Genomic DNA, 16,844 nt, shown 5'->3' on the forward strand with positions numbered 1-16,844 from the left:
GGCATGTCCGGCCTCGACCCTGCGCTGCCCGGCGTAGATCAACTGTATGACCAGGCCCCCTGTGGCCTGGCGCTGACCGACACGACCGGGCTCTTCCTCAAGGTCAACCGGACCTTCTGCGCATGGGTCGGCATGCAGCCCGAAGACCTCGTCGGTCGCAAGCGCCTTCAAGACCTGTTCACCATGGGCGGGCGGATCTTTCACCAGACGCACTGGCTGCCGACGCTGCAGATGCAGGGCTCGCTCGCAGAGGTGAAGTTCGACGTGCGCCACAAGGGCGGGCACACCATCCCCATGTTGCTGAACGCCATTCGCCACGTTGGCGATGGGGGTGCCTACGACCAGGTGTCGATGGTGGTGGCGGAAGAGCGCAACAAGTACGAACGGGAGCTTCTGGGCGCACGCAAGCGAGCGGATGAACTGGCCCTGAAGGAGAAGAACGCCCAGACGGCGTTGGAGGTCGCGCAAGCTCGCCTGCGCCAGGCCATCGAAGTCGGCGCGCTGTATCTGTGGGACGTCGATCCCTCCACCAACGAGCGTCGCTACGAAGAGCACGTGGCCAGGCTGCTGGGCTTCAAGACACCCCAGAAGATCACCGAGGCGATGTTCGTGGCGGCCACCGCACCCCCCGACCGGGCCATCGAGGAAGAGGCGCTGGCCCGCGCGCTGACGCCACCCGGTGAAGTCGTCAGCTGGACCATCCGGATCAATGGCGTCGACGGGGTTCAGCGCGTCGTGTTCGCGTCCGGCCACAGCTTCTTCAGTGAAGGGGGTGTGCTCGCGGCCTTCGTCGGTGTCTTGCGCGACATCACCGAGGTCACGCGGCAGCGCTCCTCGGCCGAAGACCGGGCGTTATTCGCAGAGCAGATGGTGGGCATCGTGAGCCACGACCTGCGCAACCCGCTCTCGGCCATCCTGATGGGCACCAAGCTCCTGGCGCGCAGCGAACTGGAGCCGGGCAAGATCCGCGTGCTGGGCCATGTGTCGGATTCGGCCGAGCGCGCGCAAAGGCTGATCGAGGAACTGCTCGACTTCACCATGGCGCGCGTGGGCCCCGGCCTGAGCGTTTCGCGCGAGTCCATCGATGTTCACAAGGTCGTGGCGAGCGTCGTCGACGAGCTCTCGCTCGCATTTCCCGCGCGTCGCATCGTCCATCGCAAGAGGATCGAAGGCCATTGCAAGGCAGATGCGGACCGGCTGGCGCAACTGGTCGGGAACCTCGTGGCCAACGCGCTGGCTTACGGCGATGCCGACGGCGAGGTGACCGTGGAGTCGAACTGTGTCGATGGGCTGATCCAGGTGTCCGTCCACAACCATGGAGACGCCATCCCGGAGGAAAAGATCATGTCCTTGTTCGAGCCGATGACGCGCGGCGAGCAGGGTGTCGGGGAGTTGCGCAGTGTGGGTCTTGGCCTGTACATCGTGCGTGAGATTGCACGCGCTCACGGCGGGGAAGTGACCGTGTCGTCCACGGCCGACGAGGGAACCACCTTCACGGTCTCGTTCCCGCCCGACCTGCCCTGCGGCTAGGCGCCCTCAGCGCCCGCGGCCGTCGGCCGCGTTCGCGGCGTGCAGGTTCTTCAAGGCTTTGCGGCGCTCGCTTCGGGTCCGGCTCGCGTTGCGTGTCCAACGCTGCAGGGCAAAGTTGGCGACCGCCAGCGCGGCCAGCATCACCACCTGATGCGTCAGGCGGTTGACCTCGCGCGCGACCCGCCGATCGACATCGCGCTGCGCCTTGTCGGCCAGCTTGGCATCGTCCGTCGCCGGCGCGTCGACGTCGTGCGTGATGGCTGAAGAGGCGGCCGATCGCGCCACGGCCACCGGCAACACGCCGGGGCCATCGACGCGATCCGTCCCTTCCTTAGCCTCGGCGGCCTGCACGTCGGTGGCCACCATGGCCTTCTTGCCGGACCGGCTGCCGTTGGCATCCGCATGCACCTTGGTGAACTCCGCGCCCAGCAGGAACACCTGCGCCGCGTAGTAGACCCACGCCAGCACCACCACCAGCGAGCCGGCCGCGGCATAGGACTCGGTGACGCTGCTCATGCCCAGGTAAAGGCTGATGAGCGTCTTGCCGACTTCGAACAGAACGGCGGTCACACCTGCGCCCACCCACACGTCGCGCCATCCGATGGGCGTGGTGGGCATGAACTTGTAGATCATGGCGAAGAGCACCGTGGTCATGCCGACGGAGATCGCCAGGTTCAGCGCCTGCAGCAACACGGTCGCGCCCGGCATCAAGGCGCCCGCCCAGGTGCCGAATGCGGCGACCACCGCGCTCACGACCAGCGACACCATCAGCAGGAAGGCCAGGGCGAGGATCAGGCCGAAGGACAGCACGCGGGCGCGCAGCACGGCCCACACGCCAGAAGGCTTGTCGCGCTCCGGCACATGCCAGATGCGGTCGAGCGCCGACTGCAACTCCGCGAACACGGTGGTCGCACCGACGAGCAGAACCACGCCGCTGATGATTCCCGCAATCAGGCCGCGGTCCGGTTCGCTGGCCGAGCGCACCAGCCCCTGCACGGCCAGCGCGCCATCCCTTCCGATCAGCCCCGTCAACTGCTCGGCAATTTCGCCCTGCACGGCCTCGCGGCCGAACACTGCGCCCGCGACGGCGATCACGATCACCAGCAAGGGCGCCAGCGAAAACATCGTGTAGTAGGCGATGGCCGCGCCCATGCTGGGCGCGAAGTCATCGATCCATGCGTTGACCGATTTGCGGCAAAGCTCGAAGGCTGTCTTGGGTGTCATGAAGGGCGCTCCCCGGCGGCTCTTCGAGCATGGGCCAGGGTGCACCGTTTCGGATGTAGGTCGTGTTCGCGCAGCGGCGAAGGAAAGCGCCAGATGCCGCTAGCGCCGGCAATCGAGCTGAGTGTTGTCTGTGGCGTTGGCCTGCTCCAAAGAAATCGGCGGCTTCTCTTCCTGCTTGTGTCGTTGCCATGGGCGATCGTCGGTCACGAGCAGGAACGTGATCGACGTGCAGACCAGCACGAAGACGAGTTCGGCCGAAAGCGGCATGATGGGTCGGCGCTTCTTCACGATTCGCCTCCGAATGCGCGAACGTGCGATGCCGAATGGCGGCGGTTGACGATGTGGCGGCGTGCCGAAACCGACGAGGCTTGGGCCTCGCCGATCAACCAGTGGCGCATCTGTTTTTCTCCCTGTGCTTCTTGATCTGGTCCGTGATTGTCACGTCCCGAAGCGCGGGGATCGGCGAATGGTTGCCCCTTTGTTAAAGAGGCGTGCGCGAGGGTCGCTCAGCGATCCTTGGCCTTCGCGGCGTCCAGCCGCGAACGCGCGCGCTCGGCTTCGGCCTTGCCCTCTGCCGTTGTCGGCGCGAACGGCGTGACCTGCATCGGACGCCCATGCGAATCGACCGAGACGAACACGATCAGGCATTCGGCCGTCTTGGTCAGTTCGCCGCCCTTGATGTCGCCGCTGCGCACTTCCACGGCGATGTTCATGCTGGAGCTGCCGGTGTAGAGAAGACGGGCTTCCACCTCCACCAGGTCGCCGATCATGATCGGATGATGGAAGCGGATGCTGCCGATGAAGACGGTGACGCAGTAGCGCTTGGCCCAGGCCGTCGCGCAGGCATAGCCCGCTTCGTCGATCCACTTCATGACGGTACCGCCGTGCACCTTGCCTCCGAAGTTGACGGTGCTGGGTTCGGCCAGGAAGCGCAGGGTGATGGCGGAGGTCATGGGCAGGGATGCGCGTCGGCGCGCCGCGATGAAAGTGGGGTGCCGATTATGCGAGCGTGCCCTTGGCGCTGGCAGCGTCGGAGGCGTTGGCGCGTGCGCACGCCACCTTGTGCAGCAGCTCGGCCAGGATCGCCTGCTCGCCAGGGCTGAGCGCGAGCGCGGCGTTTTCCGTCGCAAGGATCTGGTCGGTGGCCTGGCGGACCAGCACCGAGCCTTCCGGCGTCACCGAAAGCACCTGCGATCGGCGGTCGCTGTCGCTCGTGGTGCGTGCCAGCAGGGCGCGTGCTTCGAGCCGGTCGACCACGGCCGTGATGTGCGGCGGCGTGACCGACAAGGCCCGCGCAATGCGCGCCAGCGAGCTGCCCGGGTTCTCGGCGACCAGCGTGAGCACCGTGTACTCGACGGGGCGCAGCGCCAGCGGCTGCTCCACCACGCGCCGAAAAATGCTGTCCGTCACGATCGTCGCCTGCGCCAGCTGGTAGCCGAGCACCCGCTTCAGGCGCGCCTCGTCCAGCCTCCCGGCGGGCGTCTTTTCAAAGTCGGAGCTGCTTCTTCGATGGACCATCGCGCGATTGTGCCCAAGCCCGTTCCCCGCCCGAGTTAATTCACACGATGCACTTTGTTGCATCCCAGTCCTACAAGGGTTTATTCCAAGATCAATCAGGAAAATAGTTCAGTAACTTAATCATTCCCGAAAGAGGATGACTAGGAGACTGAACATGAAATTCCCACAAGGCACCGGTTTGGTCGCCCTGAGCGCACTGGTGGTGGCGCTGGCGACGGCCTGCGGCGGAAGCAATTCGACCGTGCCTCCCGCCGGTGGCAACAATGGCGGCAGCACGCCTCCCCCGGGCTCGGGGAGCGCTGATGGCGGCGATGCCGGCGGCCCCGAGCCTTTGCCCCAGCTGGCAGCAGCCCAGCCCGCACCGCTGATCGGCACCTGCGCCGCGTTGGCCTCCAGCATCGTGGTTCCGGACACCACCATCACCGCCAGCGAGCAGGTGGATGCGGGCGTCCTGACCGTTGCAGGCACGTCGGTGCCAGCGCACTGCAAGGTCACCGGCCGCATGCTGCCGCGCACCGGCCCGATCGATGGCAAGAGCTACGCCATCGGCTTCGAGATGCGGCTGCCGATTCAATGGAACGGGCGTTTCTTCTATCAGGCCAATGGCGGCATCGACGGCAGCGTGGTCACGGCCACCGGTGGTGTCGGCGGTGGCGGTCCTCTTTCGAACGCGCTGCTGAAAGGCTTTGCGGTCATCAGCTCCGACGCCGGGCACGCCGGCAGCATGGGGCCCTTCTTCGGCATCGATCCGCAGGCACGGCTGGACTACGGCTACCAGGCGGTGGGCAAGCTCACGCCCATGGCCAAGAAGGCGATCCAGGTGGCCTACGGCAAGGGTCCGGACCGCTCCTACATCGGCGGCTGCTCCAACGGCGGACGCCACACCATGGTCGCCGCCGCGCGGTACGCCGACCAGTACGACGGCTTCCTGGTGGGCGATCCGGGCTTCCGTCTGCCGCTGGCGGCCATCGCGAACATTAAGGGCGCCCAGACCTACGTGGCGCTGTCGCCCACGCCCAACGTGCCGGCCGACGGCTTCACGCAGCCGGAGCGCAAGCTCGTCTCGGACGCCGTGCTCGCCAAGTGCGACGCGCTCGACGGTGTGGCCGACGGCATGGTCAACGACACGCAGGCCTGCCGCGTGGCGTTCAAGCTCGACCGCGACGTGCCCACGTGCACCGGCGCGCGCGACGGCACCTGCCTGAGCCCCGCGCAGAAGACGTCCATCCAGCAACTCTTCGACGGCGCGACGACCAGCACCGGCAAGCGCATCTATTCGAGCTTTCCGTTCGACGCGGGCCTGGCCACCAGCGGCTGGGCGGGCTGGAAGTTCAACAATTCGCTCAACCTGGATTCGGGCGCGGTGGGGCTGATCTGGCAGGTGCCGCCGGAAGATCCGGCCACGTTCAACGGACCCAACTTCACCTTGACCGGCAACGTGGACACCATGCTGGCCAAGGTCAATGCCACCGATGCCACGTACACCGAGAGCGCCATGTCCTTCATGACGCCGCCGGATGCCGCCAACCTGTCGACCCTGAAGATGCGCGGCGCCAAGATGGTGGTCTACCACGGCACCAGCGACCCGATCTTCTCGAGCGACGACACGCAGCGCTGGTACGACGAACTGCGCGCGGCCAACGACGATGACGCGTCCAACTTCGCCCGCTACTTCGCGGTGCCCGGCATGAACCACTGCTCCGGCGGCCCGGCCACCGACCAGTTCGACATGCTCGAGCCGCTGGTGGCGTGGGTGGAGCAGGGCAAGGCGCCGGCTTCAGTCACTGCCAGCGCACGGGGCACGGGCAACGCCGGCGGCGTCAACGCCGACCTGCCCGCGGCCTGGGCCGCCGACCGCACGCGCCCGCTGTGCCCCTATCCGCAGGTGGCGCGCTATTCGGGCAGCGGCGACATCGAGAAGGCGGCCAGCTTCAAGTGCGTGGACGCGGGCGGATAGCCCCGCTTCGCAGAACTTGCATCGAGAGGGCGGCGCGGCGCAGCCTGTTCAGGCTGCCGGCGACCGCCCGCCGAACAGCTGCGCCATCGTCCTGCGCAGCCAGATGTTCCCGTCGTCCGCATGAAAGCGCGCATGCCAGTGCTGCTTGACGGCATAGTGCGGCAGCGCGAAGGGTGGCTCCACCAGCTTCACCGGCTCCTGAGTGGCCAGCACCTCGCCCAGGATGCGCGGCACGATCACCACCAGTTCGGTCTGCGCCACGATCCGCGCCACGCCCAGGAAGCTGGACAGCCGCACCGCCACCTTGCGCGTCACGCCGGCCTTCGCGATGGTCTTGTCGACGATGGCGTGGCCGGTGCCCGATGAGGCCACCGTTGCATGCGACTCGGCGGCGAAACCCTTCTTGCTGAGCTTGAGGCCGATGCGCGGATGGTCCTTGGCCACCAGGCAGACGAAGTTCTGGCGGAACAGCGTCTGCCCATAGAAGCCCGCATCAAGCTGCGGCATGAAGCCTACCGCCAGATCGACCTCGCCGTCTTCGAGCCGCCGCGCACTGGAGGCCGAGACGATCTCGGTCTCGATCTGCACGCCCGGTGCGTTCAGCTGCAGATGCGCAAGCAGCCGCGGCAGCAGTACCACTTCGCTGATGTCGGTCAGACAGATGCGGAACCGCCGCGTCGCGCGCGCCGGCTCGAAGGCTTCGCGCCCGGCCAATGCCAGCTCGAGATGACCGAGCGCCTCGCGCAGGCGCGGCTGGATCTTCTGCGCGTAGGGCGTAGGCTGCATGCCGATGGCAGTGCGCTCGAACAGGCGGTCGCCGAAGTGCGTGCGCAGCTTGTTCAGGGCCGTGCTGGCCGCGGCCTGCGCCATGCCGAGCTGATCGGCCGCCTTGCTGACGCTGGCGGTGGCATACACCGCATCGAACACCTTCAACCACTCCAGATCCAGCTTGGCCATGAGCGCACCAACTATCGAAAAACACGATACGAAGTATGCAGCTACGGCGCTTGATCCAATAGTGGCGGCCAAAGACACTCCCGGCATGCCTGCCTATCTCTGGACCCCGCCCGCCGTGGCTTCGCTGCCCGTTCGTGGCAAGACCGAACGCCTGCCCGTCAACCGCCTTTTCTTCGTCGGCCGCAACTACCACGCGCATGCGGTGGAAATGGGGCGCCCGGTGGACAAGGCCGCCGAGTCGCCGTTCTATTTCACCAAGAGCATCACCACGCTGGTCGAGTCCGGCGCCACCGTCGCCTATCCGCCGGCCACGCAGGACTTCCAGTTCGAGATGGAGCTGGTGCTGGCCATCGGCGAGCCCGGCTTCGAGGTCCGCCGGGCCGATGCGCATCGCCTGGTGTTCGGCTATGCCTGCGGCCTGGACACGACGCGTCGCGATCTGCAACTGGCCGCGCGCGACAAGGGCCGACCCTGGGACCTGGGCAAGGACGTGGAGCAGTCGTCCGTGGTGTCGGAGATCGTGCCGATGCCCGGCAAGCTGCTGACCGAGGGCGAATTGGCGCTGTCGGTGAATGGTGAGACCCGGCAGAAGTCCGACTTGTCGCGCCTGATCTGGAATATCGCCGAGCTGATCGAAGACCTGTCGAAGTTCTATCACCTGCAGCCGGGCGACCTGATCTTCACCGGCACGCCCGAAGGTGTCGGTGCGGTCAAGGCGGGCGACCGCATCGATGGCCATGTGCAGGGCGTGGGCGAGATTTCGCTGGCCATCGGCCCCGCGCAATGATGTGAAAGCCGCGCGCACAAGCGGCACGTGAACCACAGAGACAAGCCCAAGGACACCGCCATGAATGCCACCACTGCCGTTGTCGATGCCGTGCCGTCGCCCGTTCGCCTGAAGGCCGTGGCCGGTCCGGGGCAGCCCGAGCCCACGCCCGCGCTGGAGCAACTCTATCGCGCCTTCGAAAGCGAGATGCTGGTGCCGCTGTGGACCGAGATCGGCGGCCTGATGCCGTCGCATCCGCGCAGCCAGGCGGCTGCACACCTGTGGCGATGGTCGCGTCTGAAGGATCTGGCGGCCGAGGCCGGCCGCATCGTGCCGGTGGGCCGCGGAGGCGAACGCCGGGCCATCGCGCTGGCCAATCCCGCGCTGGGCGGGCGGCCCTACGCCACGCCCACCCTCTGGGCCGCGATCCAGTACCTGATGCCGGGCGAAGACGCGCCCGAGCATCGGCATTCGCAGCATGCCTTCCGCTTCGTGGTGGAAGGCGAGGGCGTGTGGACCGTGGTCAACGGCGACGCGGTGCGCATGTCGCGCGGTGACTTCCTTCCGCAGGCCGGCTGGAACATGCATGCCCATCACAACGCAGCCACCGAGCCGATGGCCTGGATCGACGGGCTGGACATTCCCTTCGCCTACTACACCGAGTCGCAGTTCTTCGAGCACGGGCGCAACGCCATTGATCAGGCCGAGCGCGGCACGCCCGAGCGCTCGGTCTCCGAGCGGCTCTGGGGGCATCCGGGGCTTCGGCCCCTGTCGCAGCCCGACGCGCCGCAGGCCACGCCGCTATTGGCCTATCGCTGGGCCGACACCGATCGTGCGCTTGGCGATCAGCTCGCATTGGAAGAAGAAGGCCATGCCGCCGGGCAGGGCGCCACGCTCAGCCCCGGCCATGCGGCGGTGCGCTACACCAACCCCGCCACCGGGCGCGACGTGCTGCCCACCATCCGCGCCGAGATGCACAGGGTGCGCGCCGGTGCCCGCACGCGCAGCACGCGCGAAGTGGGCTCGTCCGTGTGGCAGGTGTTCGATGGCGAAGGCAGCGTGCAGGTGGGCGAGCGGCAGTGGGCCGTGTCGCGCGGCGATCTGTTCGTGGTGCCGTCGTGGCAGCCGTTGCGCTTGCAGGCGGCGGCCGGCACGCAGAGCCTGGACCTGTTCCGCTTTTGCGACGCGCCCATCTTCGAGGCGCTGCACCAGCATCGCGTGCAGGTCGATCCCGACTGAGCACGGCATCCATTCCAACCAACGACCGGAGACATACCTTGATTCGTCGCTCGACCCTGCTGGCCGCCCTCGGCCTCGCACTGCCGCTTGCCGCCTTCGCCCAGCAGGCGGCGCCGGCCTATCCGACGCGCGCCGTCAACGTCGTCACGCCCTTTGCGGCCGGCAGCGGGCCGGATGCCGTGCTTCGGATGGTGGGCGAGAAGCTCGGCCGCCTCTGGGGGCAGCCCGTGACCATCGACAACAAGCCCGGCGGCGGCGGCTTCATTGCCATCGAGCAGGCGCGCCGCGCCACGCCTGACGGCTACACCCTGCTCCAGCTGGACAGCGAGCACATCGCCGCGCTGCCGCACCTGTACAAGTCGAAGAACTTCAACACGCTGGACCATTTCGATCCGGTGGCGCCGTTGTTCCGCACGCCCTTTTTCGTGGCGGTGAGTAGCCAGTCCAAGTGGAACAGCATGAGCGACCTGATCGCTGCGGCCAAGGCCAAGCCGGGGCAGGTCAACTACGGCTCGTGGGGCGTGGGCAGTCCCGGCCACCTGGGTGGACAACAGCTCGACGCGTTGGCCGGCGTGCAGATGAACCACGTGCCCTTCCGCGAGGTGTCGCAGCTCTACGCGAACGTCGGCACCGGTGAGGTGGACTGGGCCTTCGCCAGCATTCCGTCGAGCCAGGGCATCTACAAGGCAGGCAAGCTCAAGTACATCGCGGTGGCCACCAGACAGCGCGTGCCGCAGATGCCCGACGTGCCCACCATGGCGGAGGCGGGCGGGCCGGCGGACCTGGAAGTGAACTCCTTCGTCTCGCTGCTCGCGCCCAAGGGCCTGCCGCCGGCGCTGGCTGCAAAGATCAACGCGGACGTGGCCAAGGTCATTGCCGACCCCGAGATCCGCTCGCGCTTCGACACCTTCGCCTTCGAGCCGCTGGCCTGGTCGCCGCAAGAGATCCGCGCCCAGGCGCAGGCCAAGTCGAAGGTCTACGGCGAGTTGGTCAAGCGCGGCAACATCAGCCTGGACTGAGGCGCCGCGCCTCGGTGCGGCCTCAGCCCTTGTCGGACTTGCCGGCCGCGTTCGCAAGCTTGCTCAGCATGCGGTCGACCATCCACGGTCTGCGGCCATCGTCCTCCGCCTGCTCCTTTCGCCGGATCGCGTTGCGAACCACGATCGAGCCGACGTAGCGCATGGGCTCGGGCGGGAACTGGCCCAGCGGCCCCCGGACAATGGGACTGCGCGTCCAGGCGTTGTCGAGATCGAGCAGCAGGGACGAGAGAATCTGGCCGCCCATGTAGCTCGGCCCGACGCCATTGCCGGAGTACCCGAAGCCGTAGTAGATGTGGGGCTGCCCTTCGTAGCGGCCGAAGAACGGAAAGCCGGTCACCGATCGGTCTGACGGGCCGTTCCAGCTGGCGGTGATGGGCGTGTTCGCCAGCGCCGGGAAGAAATCGCGCAGCGCATGCGTCAACTGCTCTTCGTAGGGCGAGCGCTGGTCGAAGATCGGTGCCACGCGTCCGCGCCAGGCGAAGGTGTTTCCCCCCTTGCCCAGCATGAGGCGGCCATCGGCGGTGCTGCGGTAGTAGTAGACGAAGGTGCGCGAGTCGAGCACCGAGACGCCGTCGACCAGGCCGCTTTGGCGCAGCAGGTCGGGGCAGCGTTCGGTGATGACCATGTCGCTGGAGACGATGGCGATGCTGCGCTCGAACTGCGGAAAGGCGCTGGCCATCCAAGCGTTCATGGCGAGCACGAGCTTGCGCGCACGCACGCTGCCCGCTGGCGTGCGCACCTGCGCGGGCGGCCCCGGGACAAAGTCGACCATCGGCGTTCGCTCGTGGATGCGAATGCCCATCTCCAGGGCAACCCGCCTCAGGCCGCGCACCAGCTTGCCCGGATGCACCGTGGCCGCATGCGGCGAGTACACGCCAGCCAGGTTGCGGGCGGAGCCGGAGCGGCGAGCGACTTCGTCGGCCGGCAAATCGCGGTACGAGTGGATGCCGCGCGCTTCCAGCGCCCGCATCACGGGCGCCATGGTGCCGATCTGCGCTTGCGACGTCGCGGTGTAGAGCGTGCCGTCCATGCGCAGTTCGGCATCGATGCCATGGGCCTTGCAGAAGGCGGCGATGTGGCCCACGGCGTCTTCCGAGGCCTTGACCATGCGCACGGCCTCCGCCTCGCCGAACAGGCGCTCCAAGGTGAAGTACTTGGCCGACCAGGTCAGCAGGCAGCCACCGTTGCGCCCGCTGGCGCCGGCACCGCAAAGGTCGCTTTCGAGGATGACGATGTCCAGCTCGGGCGACTGCTGCTTGGCCTGAATGGCCGTCCACAAGCCCGTGAAGCCGCCGCCGATGATGCACACGTCGGCCTGCGTGTCGCCTTGCAGTGCGGGCGCAAGCTCGCCGCCGTCAAACAACGCCTGCTCGATCCAGAATGGACGCATGACCGCTCAGCCGGCTTGGCGCGCCAGATGGTGCTCGCGGGCGGCCAGGCCAAGGTGCCGCGCGAAATGCGCAAGGCCGGGTACCGCCATGCCGGCCATCTTCGCCGTGTCGTCCCAGCGACGCAGCCGCACCGCGTCCAGTGCGAAGGGCTTGGCTTCGAAGTCGCTGGCCTGGGCCGCATCGAACACGCCGCCTTGCAACTGCAGGCTGCGCTTCGAATCCACGGAGAGCGCATCGTGATAGGCCGGCTCGCGGGCACAGAGGAATCGCTTGGCGTCGACGTGCAGCCGGATCGGCTCCAACGTGGCCGCACCGAACAGGCCACGCAGGAAGGGCAGGCATCGGTACTGGTGCACGTCGTCCAGGCCCTTCATGGAAGGCGTGTCGCCGAAGTCGTGCAACAGGTGGCCGATGTCGTGAAGCAGCGCCGCGCTGATGAGCGCACTGCTGGCGCCTTCCTGTTCGGCCAGGTGTGCCGATTGCAGGGCGTGCTCGAGCTGGGTCACGGGTTCGCCGTCGTACTGCTCGTGGCCCCTGGTTTCGAGGAGTTCAACAATGTCTGGAAGGGTGAGGCTCATGGGGCTTACCAGGGCAGTGAGTAGGTCTTCGTGTTGGTGAAGCTCTTCATGGCTTCCATGACGCCTTCCTTGTAGCCGAGGCCGGAGTCCTTGATGCCGCCGAAGGGCGTGAGCTCCAGGCGGTAGCCGGGCACCTCGCGAACATTGACGCTGCCCACGTTCAGCTCGCTGACCAGGCGCGTGATGTAGTCCAGCCGGTTGGTGCACACCGAGGACGACAGGCCGAAGGCCGTGCCATTCGAGATGCGGATGGCTTCGTCGATGTCGCGGAAGCGGATCACCGGCGACACGGGGCCGAAGGTTTCTTCCTTGACGACCGTCATCTCGGGATCGACGCGGTCGAGCACGGTGGGCGAATACAGGGCGCCCTTGCGCACGTTGCCGTGCAAGAGCCTTGCGCCGCCGGCAATCGCATCGTTCACGACGCTTTCGAAATGGCGCGCGGCTTCTTCGTCGATGACCGTTCCCACGTCGGTGGCCGGGTCCATCGGGTCGCCGTGCTTGATGCTCAGCGTCTTCTGCACCAGCAGGTCGACGAAGCGATCCGCCACGCTCTCGTGCACCAGCATCCGCTTGATGGCGGTGCAGCGCTGGCCGGAGTTCTTGTACGAGCCGCTGGCCGCGAGCGTCGCGGCTTCTTCGATGTCGGCGTCTTCCATCACGATGATCGGATCGTTGCCCCCGAGCTCGAGCACCTGTCGCTTGTAGACCGCCTTGGCGGCAATGTATTTGCCGATGGCCACGCCGCCGGTGAAGGTGACCAGGTCCACGTCCGGGCTGGTCAGCATCTCGTCGGCAATCTCCCGGGGATCGCCCGTGATCACCGACAGCATCGGGGGCGGCAGCCCGGCCTCGTACAGGATGTCGGCCAGCAGGAAGGCCGACAGCGGCGTCTTCTCGCTCGGCTTGAGCACCATGCGGTTGTTCGTGGCCACCGCCGGGGCCACCTTGTGGATGACCTGGTTGAGCGGATGATTGAACGGCGTGATCGCGGTGATGACGCCTTGCAGCGGCTCTCGCAAGGTGTAGACCTTGCGGCTCTTGCCGTGGTGGGTCAGGTCGCACGAAAAGATCTGGCCGTCGTCCACCAGCGCCTGGTTGGCGGCGAACAGCAGCACGTCCGACGCGCGGCCCACCTCGTACAGCGAGTCCTTGCGCGACAGGCCGGCTTCGAAGGTGATGACGCGCGAGATCTCGTCCAGCCGCGACGCGATGATCTCGCCGGCACGCATCAGGATCTTGTAGCGCTCGTAGCGCGTGAGCTTGGACTTGTGGGCGCGCGCCACGCGATAGGCCCGGCGGACGTCGTCGAGCGAGGCCTTGGGCACGGTGGCGATGACTTCGCCCGTGTAGGGGTAGGTCACCTCGATCACGCGGTCGCTGTGCACGCGCTCGCCGGCAATGCGCAGCGCTTCGCGATGGATCTTGCCGGGGCTCAGGCTGATTTCGTTCATGCGAGCGGTCTCCCTGGGGGTTCAGGCGGCAACGGCCACCTTGGCGTGATTGAGGGCGATGTCCAGTGCGTCGAAGTTGCGCAGCCGGCGTCCGGCGGCGATGCCTGCCACGGGCCGGTTGCAGATCAGAGGCACGCGCTGCTCGGACACGCCGCCGTGGGAGCGCAGCGGTGCGTCCAGCCCCGACAGGTCGTGGCGGCTGGCGGAGGTGCCCACCACCGTGTTCTTCTCGCTCACCACCACGATGTCGCCGATGCGGTCGGGCGGCAGCTCGAAGCGCTGGGCCGCTTCGGCCCGCGAGAGGACCGACTCCATGCCGGCAACGCCCTTGAGCCGATCGATCCAACCGGGCACGCTGGCTTCGTCGGGCGCGTAGATGGTGGCAAAGGAGCCGAGCGCGCCGTGGTGCACCACGTACGGGTCGGTGATCGGCAGGATGACGCGGGCCGTGCCTGGGCCGTACCAGCCGTCCAGCAGGTCCTGCAGGTAGATCACCTGGGGTGCGCCCTGCGCGTCGTGCTTGTCGTTCATGCCGTGGTCGGCCGTCAGCACGATCGTGGCGCCCATCTCGTCGAGCTGCGCCAGGTACCCGTCCATCATGGCGTAGAAGGCATTGGCCTGGGCGCTGCCCGGTGCCGCCTTGTGCTGCACGTAGTCGGTGGTGGACAGGTACATCAGGTCGGGCCGCCGCGTCTGCATCAGCTTCACGCCCGCGGCAAAGACGAATTCGGACAGTTCGGCGCTGTAGACGTCGGGCACCGGCATGCCGACCAATCCGAGCACGTCCTCGATGCCGTTTTCTTCCTGCGTGACCTGATCGGACTTCTCGGACGAAAAGCAGATGCCTTTCATCTTGTGGCCCAGCAGCTTGCGCAGCTTGTCCTTGGCGGTGACCACGGCCACCTTGGCGCCCGCGTCGGAGAAGGCGGCCAGCACGGTACCGGCACGCAGGTACCGGGGGTCGTTCATCATCACTTCCTCGCCGCGCTCGCGATCGAAGAAGTAGTTGCCGCAGATGCCGTGCACCGCCGGCGGCGCGCCGGTGACGATGGACAGGTTGTTGGGGTTGGTGAACGAGGGCACCACGCAATCGGCCAGCAGATCGGCACCTTGCTCGCGCATGCGCTTCAGGTAGGGCGCCACGCCGGCGGCCACGGCGGCATCCAGGTAGGCCGGCTCGCAGCCGTCGACGCACACCACCACCACGGGCGCAGCCATCCAGCGATAGCTGCGAGCATTGACTTCCAGCTTTTCAGTCGTCATCGGGTCTTTCCTTCGGTCGTGGAGTCCACGGTTTGATTGGCGGTGCCGGCATCGGGCCGGCCAAAGGCTTTGTGCATGCGTTCGCGGCTTCCGGCGACGTGGCGCCGCAGCGCCAGCCCGGCCTTTTCGGGATCGCCGCTGGCAATCGCATCGACGATGGCGCTGTGCTCGCCCGCCGACACTTCCAGGCCGCCGCCGCTGTCGAGCGCCCGCATGCGAAACAGGTGCAGCTCCTTCACCAGCCGCTTGTAGGTCTCGGTGAGCTTGCGGCTTCCGGCCGTATCCAGAAGCGTGTCGTGGAACTGCAGGTTGAGCTGCGCGTATTGCTCCAGGTCCTTGACCTTGCCGGCGCTGCGCATCGCCTCGACCATGGCGCGAAGGCGCTCGATCGCGTCCGGGGTCATGGCCACGGCCACGCGCCGGCCGATGACTTCTTCCAGCGCCTCGCGCAGTTCGTAGATCTCGTCGGCTTCCTCGAACGAAATCTCGCGAACGAACACGCCGCGGTTCTTTTCGTTGCGCACGAGGCCCGCTTCTTCGAGTGCGCGAAGCGCCTCGCGGATGGGGCCCCGGCTGGTGTTGAAGCGCGCCGCCAGCTCGCTTTCGTTGACCCGGCTTCCCACCGGCAACTCGCCGGTCATGATGAGCCGCTCGATCTCTTCCTGCATGACCATCGGCAGCGAGCTGGATTGCAGGAAGGCCAGGGCCGAGGTGGGAGTGGTGTTGGGCATGGGGGCGATTCTTTCAGCGCAATTGCAAACTGTCAACAGTTGACATTCGACATACGACGATCTACATTTTTGTCCAGAAGCACTTTGACCAGCGCTTCGGCCCACCCCACGTGACAGCCTGCACCAGGAGCTATTCGCATGAAGACTTCCTCCCGCGCCGCCCGATTCGGGCTTTCCCTCTGTCTTGCTGTGCTCGGCCTTGCGGCCACGAGCGCTTTCGCGCAAAAGACACCTCTCCAGGTCTACACGGCGCTCGAAACCGACGCCATGAAGCTCTACAAGGACGGGTTCGAAAAGGCCAATCCCGACATCGAGGTGCGCTGGGTGCGTGACTCCACCGGGATCGTCACGGCCAAGTTGCTGGCCGAAAAGGCCAACCCGCAAGCGGACGTGGTGGCCGGCCTGGCCGCCAGCAGCCTGGCGCTCTTGAAGCAGGAAGGCATGCTCATGCCGTACGAGCCCAAGGGCTTCAAGCAACTCAACCGGGCCTATTCGGACAGCGCCGAGCCTCCTTCATGGGTGGGCATGGACGTCTGGGCGGCCGCGATCTGCTTCAACCGGGTGGAGGCCGAAAAGCGCGGGATCCCGAAGCCGGAGAGCTGGAAGGACCTTGCCAAGCCCGTCTACAAGGGCGCCATCTCGATGCCGCATCCGGCCTCCAGCGGAACGGGCTTCCTGGACGTGTCGTCCTGGCTGCAGATGTGGGGCGAGGACGAGGGCTGGAAATACATGGACGCGCTGCACCAGAACATTGCCCAGTACGTGCACTCCGGCTCCAAGCCCTGCAAGCAAGCGGCCACCGGCGAGTTCCCGATCGGGATCTCGTTCGAGTTCCGCGCCCATCAGGTCAAGAAATCCGGCGCCCCGGTCGACATCGTGTTTCCCAAGGAAGGCCTGGGCTGGGACATCGAGGCCACCAGCGTCATGAAGACCACCACCAAGCCGGCGCAGGCCAAGCGCTTCGCCGACTGGATGGCCAGCAAGGAGGCCAACGTCATCACCGCCAACTGGTGGGCGGTGGTGGCCTACCCCGGCGTCGCCTCCAAGCTCGAAGGCATTCCGGACAACTACGAGAAGCTGCTCGCCAAGAACGATCTGGAGTGGGCTGCCAAGAACCGCGAGCGCATCCTGGCCGAGTGGGGCAAGCGCTACGACGGCAAGGCCGAGCCCAAGCCCTGAGCTGCCCGTGCGCGTGC

General features: G+C 66.8%; 16 protein-coding genes. 6 read left to right on the forward strand and 10 right to left on the reverse strand.

Annotation, left to right across the window (positions count from 1 at the left end):
• Positions 1 to 3 precede the first annotated feature (3 nt).
• Positions 4 to 1,530, forward strand: a complete 1,527-nt coding sequence (locus tag QTH91_RS09550) for a sensor histidine kinase (RefSeq protein WP_286659844.1) — start codon at positions 4 to 6, stop codon at positions 1,528 to 1,530.
• A gap of 6 nt (positions 1,531 to 1,536) precedes the next feature.
• Here the strand turns inward: QTH91_RS09550 and QTH91_RS09555 are convergent, their stop codons facing one another.
• The 4 genes from QTH91_RS09555 to QTH91_RS09570 all read right to left on the reverse strand — a co-directional run bounded on the left by QTH91_RS09555 (position 1,537) and on the right by QTH91_RS09570 (position 4,272).
• Positions 1,537 to 2,754 (reverse strand): YihY/virulence factor BrkB family protein, encoded by a 1,218-nt coding sequence (locus QTH91_RS09555; protein WP_286659845.1) that lies wholly within the window; start codon positions 2,752 to 2,754, stop codon positions 1,537 to 1,539.
• A gap of 99 nt (positions 2,755 to 2,853) precedes the next feature.
• Positions 2,854 to 3,042, reverse strand: a complete 189-nt coding sequence (locus tag QTH91_RS09560; protein ID WP_286659846.1) for a hypothetical protein — start codon at positions 3,040 to 3,042, stop codon at positions 2,854 to 2,856.
• A gap of 218 nt (positions 3,043 to 3,260) precedes the next feature.
• Positions 3,261 to 3,707: an acyl-CoA thioesterase gene (locus QTH91_RS09565; protein ID WP_286659847.1), complete on the reverse strand. Its 447-nt coding sequence runs from the start codon at positions 3,705 to 3,707 to the stop codon at positions 3,261 to 3,263.
• Positions 3,708 to 3,753: 46 nt separating this feature from the next.
• Positions 3,754 to 4,272: a MarR family winged helix-turn-helix transcriptional regulator gene (locus QTH91_RS09570; protein WP_286659848.1), complete on the reverse strand. Its 519-nt coding sequence runs from the start codon at positions 4,270 to 4,272 to the stop codon at positions 3,754 to 3,756.
• 154 nt (positions 4,273 to 4,426) lie between these two features.
• Between QTH91_RS09570 and QTH91_RS09575 the strand changes: the two genes are divergently transcribed.
• A complete protein-coding gene (locus QTH91_RS09575; protein ID WP_286659849.1) occupies positions 4,427 to 6,229 on the forward strand; it encodes a tannase/feruloyl esterase family alpha/beta hydrolase in 1,803 nt (600 codons plus the stop codon).
• 48 nt (positions 6,230 to 6,277) lie between these two features.
• Here the strand turns inward: QTH91_RS09575 and QTH91_RS09580 are convergent, their stop codons facing one another.
• Positions 6,278 to 7,186, reverse strand: a complete 909-nt coding sequence (locus tag QTH91_RS09580; protein ID WP_286659850.1) for a LysR family transcriptional regulator — start codon at positions 7,184 to 7,186, stop codon at positions 6,278 to 6,280.
• Positions 7,187 to 7,271: 85 nt separating this feature from the next.
• Between QTH91_RS09580 and QTH91_RS09585 the strand changes: the two genes are divergently transcribed.
• Genes QTH91_RS09585 through QTH91_RS09595 form a run of 3 tightly spaced genes read left to right on the forward strand, consistent with a single transcriptional unit; the run spans position 7,272 to position 10,210 of the window.
• Positions 7,272 to 7,973, forward strand: coding sequence for a fumarylacetoacetate hydrolase family protein (locus QTH91_RS09585; protein ID WP_286659851.1), 702 nt, complete (start codon positions 7,272 to 7,274; stop codon positions 7,971 to 7,973).
• Positions 7,974 to 8,033: 60 nt separating this feature from the next.
• Positions 8,034 to 9,191, forward strand: coding sequence for a cupin domain-containing protein (locus QTH91_RS09590; RefSeq protein WP_286659852.1), 1,158 nt, complete (start codon positions 8,034 to 8,036; stop codon positions 9,189 to 9,191).
• 38 nt (positions 9,192 to 9,229) lie between these two features.
• A complete protein-coding gene (locus tag QTH91_RS09595; RefSeq protein WP_390367612.1) occupies positions 9,230 to 10,210 on the forward strand; it encodes a Bug family tripartite tricarboxylate transporter substrate binding protein in 981 nt (326 codons plus the stop codon).
• Between the two features lie 22 nt (positions 10,211 to 10,232).
• Here the strand turns inward: QTH91_RS09595 and QTH91_RS09600 are convergent, their stop codons facing one another.
• From QTH91_RS09600 to QTH91_RS09620, 5 genes are read right to left on the reverse strand one after another with little or no spacing between them, the layout of a single operon-like run.
• Entirely contained in the window at positions 10,233 to 11,621 is a 1,389-nt protein-coding gene (locus QTH91_RS09600) for an FAD-dependent oxidoreductase (protein ID WP_286659853.1), read from the reverse strand.
• A 6-nt stretch (positions 11,622 to 11,627) separates the two neighbouring features.
• Positions 11,628 to 12,200: a phosphonate degradation HD-domain oxygenase gene (locus QTH91_RS09605; protein WP_286659854.1), complete on the reverse strand. Its 573-nt coding sequence runs from the start codon at positions 12,198 to 12,200 to the stop codon at positions 11,628 to 11,630.
• Positions 12,201 to 12,205: 5 nt separating this feature from the next.
• Entirely contained in the window at positions 12,206 to 13,654 is a 1,449-nt protein-coding gene (gene phnY / locus QTH91_RS09610; RefSeq protein WP_286659855.1) for a phosphonoacetaldehyde dehydrogenase, read from the reverse strand.
• Positions 13,655 to 13,675: 21 nt separating this feature from the next.
• Entirely contained in the window at positions 13,676 to 14,917 is a 1,242-nt protein-coding gene (gene phnA / locus QTH91_RS09615; RefSeq protein ID WP_286659856.1) for a phosphonoacetate hydrolase, read from the reverse strand.
• Positions 14,914 to 15,648: a phosphonate utilization associated transcriptional regulator gene (locus QTH91_RS09620; protein WP_286659857.1), complete on the reverse strand. Its 735-nt coding sequence runs from the start codon at positions 15,646 to 15,648 to the stop codon at positions 14,914 to 14,916. The genes phnA and QTH91_RS09620 overlap by 4 nt, the downstream gene beginning before the upstream one ends.
• 138 nt (positions 15,649 to 15,786) lie before the next feature.
• Between QTH91_RS09620 and QTH91_RS09625 the strand changes: the two genes are divergently transcribed.
• On the forward strand, positions 15,787 to 16,827 hold the full coding sequence (locus QTH91_RS09625) for a putative 2-aminoethylphosphonate ABC transporter substrate-binding protein (protein WP_286659858.1): 1,041 nt from the start codon (positions 15,787 to 15,789) through the stop codon (positions 16,825 to 16,827).
• Positions 16,828 to 16,844: the final 17 nt, after the last annotated feature.

This window comes from Variovorax dokdonensis (assembly GCF_030316895.1).
Classification (GTDB): domain Bacteria; phylum Pseudomonadota; class Gammaproteobacteria; order Burkholderiales; family Burkholderiaceae_C; genus Variovorax; species Variovorax dokdonensis.

What these genes read in the sequence shown, in the direction of transcription:
- QTH91_RS09605 (WP_286659854.1), bottom strand. Translation starts at nt 12,200, where the DNA reads ATGAGCCTCACCCTTCCAGACATTGTTGAACTCCTCGAAACCAGGGGC.
- QTH91_RS09565 (WP_286659847.1), bottom strand. Translation starts at nt 3,707, where the DNA reads ATGACCTCCGCCATCACCCTGCGCTTCCTGGCCGAACCCAGCACCGTC.
- QTH91_RS09570 (WP_286659848.1), bottom strand. Translation starts at nt 4,272, where the DNA reads ATGGTCCATCGAAGAAGCAGCTCCGACTTTGAAAAGACGCCCGCCGGG.
- phnA (WP_286659856.1), bottom strand. Translation starts at nt 14,917, where the DNA reads ATGACGACTGAAAAGCTGGAAGTCAATGCTCGCAGCTATCGCTGGATG.
- phnY (WP_286659855.1), bottom strand. Translation starts at nt 13,654, where the DNA reads ATGAACGAAATCAGCCTGAGCCCCGGCAAGATCCATCGCGAAGCGCTG.
- QTH91_RS09620 (WP_286659857.1), bottom strand. Translation starts at nt 15,648, where the DNA reads ATGCCCAACACCACTCCCACCTCGGCCCTGGCCTTCCTGCAATCCAGC.
- QTH91_RS09590 (WP_286659852.1), top strand. Translation starts at nt 8,034, where the DNA reads ATGAATGCCACCACTGCCGTTGTCGATGCCGTGCCGTCGCCCGTTCGC.
- QTH91_RS09585 (WP_286659851.1), top strand. Translation starts at nt 7,272, where the DNA reads ATGCCTGCCTATCTCTGGACCCCGCCCGCCGTGGCTTCGCTGCCCGTT.
- QTH91_RS09555 (WP_286659845.1), bottom strand. Translation starts at nt 2,754, where the DNA reads ATGACACCCAAGACAGCCTTCGAGCTTTGCCGCAAATCGGTCAACGCA.
- QTH91_RS09600 (WP_286659853.1), bottom strand. Translation starts at nt 11,621, where the DNA reads ATGCGTCCATTCTGGATCGAGCAGGCGTTGTTTGACGGCGGCGAGCTT.
- QTH91_RS09575 (WP_286659849.1), top strand. Translation starts at nt 4,427, where the DNA reads ATGAAATTCCCACAAGGCACCGGTTTGGTCGCCCTGAGCGCACTGGTG.
- QTH91_RS09580 (WP_286659850.1), bottom strand. Translation starts at nt 7,186, where the DNA reads ATGGCCAAGCTGGATCTGGAGTGGTTGAAGGTGTTCGATGCGGTGTAT.
- QTH91_RS09550 (WP_286659844.1), top strand. Translation starts at nt 4, where the DNA reads ATGTCCGGCCTCGACCCTGCGCTGCCCGGCGTAGATCAACTGTATGAC.
- QTH91_RS09625 (WP_286659858.1), top strand. Translation starts at nt 15,787, where the DNA reads ATGAAGACTTCCTCCCGCGCCGCCCGATTCGGGCTTTCCCTCTGTCTT.